The organism is Immundisolibacter sp. (assembly GCF_028696615.1).
In the GTDB taxonomy this organism is placed as follows: domain Bacteria; phylum Pseudomonadota; class Gammaproteobacteria; order Immundisolibacterales; family Immundisolibacteraceae; genus Immundisolibacter.
The window spans coordinates 18,353-20,224 of record NZ_JAQVGQ010000021.1 but is presented as its reverse complement, the minus strand read 5'-3'; the positions used below and the strand labels follow the sequence as shown (position 1 = coordinate 20,224).

2 protein-coding genes are annotated in these 1,872 nt (G+C 60.4%); both read left to right on the top strand.

Annotated features, from left to right (window positions below):
• The first annotated feature begins 162 nt into the window (after window positions 1-162).
• Complete coding sequence (locus PHC73_RS02855; protein ID WP_300124205.1) at window positions 163-1,608, top strand: DUF1329 domain-containing protein; 1,446 nt, start codon at window positions 163-165, stop codon at window positions 1,606-1,608.
• 46 nt (window positions 1,609-1,654) lie between these two features.
• A partial coding sequence (locus tag PHC73_RS02850) for a molybdopterin-binding protein (RefSeq protein WP_366949790.1) occupies window positions 1,655-1,872 on the top strand: 218 nt, incomplete at its 3' end.

The following is a 1,872-nucleotide window of genomic DNA, read 5'->3' as shown; positions in this document are numbered from 1 at the left end:
TCTACAACCACCACCTGCCCCAGCAGGCCCTGAACGCCCAGACCCCGGCGCAGGCCCTGCAGAGCTGGTACAACTCTCATCCTGAGCTCTTTCATCGAAAACCAACTAATCGGCCGGGACGTGACACTTAAATAACGTACCAATGAACCCGAGAGGAGCGACATGAAAATGGTGCAGTGGCGATTTGCAGTGCCGGTACTGTGTGGCGTGCTGGCGTTGTCGGCCGTGTCGCCGGCCTGGTCGAAGATCACCGCCGAAGAGGCCGCCCAGCTCGGGGTGAGCGGCACGCCGCTCACCCCGGTAGGGGCCGAGCGAGCCGGCAATGCCACCGGTAGCATTCCCGAGTGGACGGGCGGTATCCTGGCGCCACCCGCCAATTTCAAGCCTGGTGGGCCGTGGGTCGATCCATTCCCGGACGACAAGCCGCTTTTCACGATTACTGCACAGAATTACGCGCAGTATCAGAACAACCTGACGGCGGGCCAGATCGCCATGTTCAAGCAGTATCCGGAGTCGTTCCGGATGCATGTGTACCCTACGCGGCGTAGTGCATCGTTTCCCGATTGGGTCTACGAAGCCACCAAGCGACAGGCGGTGAATGCCGAGTTGTGTCCTGGTTGGGACACCGAAGGGTATGTATGCCTGCAAGGGCATGTCGATGGTGGGGGGTATCCCTTTCCGATCCCGAAGAACGCCTTCGAGGTGGGGTGGAACCACTATCTTGCGTATCAGGGGCAGGCGATTGAAGGCTTCATGGATGCGCCGTTGATCGATTCGCTCGGCAACCGGGTGGATGTGATCGGACAGATATGGCAGTCATGGATGTGGTGGGTGCCTGCGGCCGAGCGTCCTGCCAACGAGTGGTTCCATCGCAGCGGCGGGCCGCTATTGTGTGATGCGTTTCAGATCAAGCAGCCACCGCGTCAATCGGGTTTGATTGGCAGCGGTTGTAACTATGCGCAGGAATTCGATTTCCAGTCGTATTTGTACGTGCCCGGTCAACGGCGTGTGCGCAAGGCGCCTGAGATTGGTTTTCAAGACAGTCCGTCGTTTGCATCCGACGGGCAGCGCACGGTGTCGTCGCGTTGGCAGTGGTGGTTTGCCGGTAAACATTCGCGGCACGACCTGCAGCTGCTCGGTAAGAAGGAACTTTTCGTACCCTATAACGCCTACGGCGTGTCCCAGGAGGGGGTGACTCCCGACACGCTGTTCGGGCGCAAGCACATCAATCAGGACTTGATCCGCTACGAGCTGCACCGGGTGTGGGAGGTGGAGGCGACGCTCAAACCCGGCCAGCGGCACCTGTACAAACGCATCGTCGCGCATATCGACGAAGACACCTGGCACGGCATGGGGCACGAGGCGTACGACGCGCGCGATCGCTTGTGGCGCATGGGCGAGGCCTATGTGATCAATCTGTACGACATCCGCGCACAGATGATCTGGGGTGACCAGATGGTGGACTTGGTCAACGGCCGTTACACCACGTTCTTCGGCTGGTACGGTAATCTCGGCATGGGGCAGCCGAAGGTCGGCCTGCTCAAGGACTCGACTCTGAATGCGGAAATCTTCACTCCACAGGGTTTGCGTAAATTTGGCACGCGTTGAGGCTTCAGTGGCTTGGTTTGTAAGCGCTTTCGTAGGTTGAGTGATGATGTCTGGCAGCGGTGAGCGGCATTTTGTGCCCGTGGGCATCGCGGTACTTACGGTCAGTGACAGCCGCGCTCTCGAGCAGGATGGCTCGGGGCGCGTGCTGATCGAGCGTCTGACGTCGGCCGGCCATCGTCTGGCTGGGCGTGCCATCCTGCCGGACGACGTGTACCGCATCCGGGCGCAGGTATCGGCGTGGATCGTCGATCCGGCGGTGCAGGT

Excerpts from the sequence above, each read along its gene's own strand:
- PHC73_RS02855 (WP_300124205.1), top strand. The coding sequence starts at position 163 with ATGAAAATGGTGCAGTGGCGATTTGCAGTGCCGGTACTGTGTGGCGTG.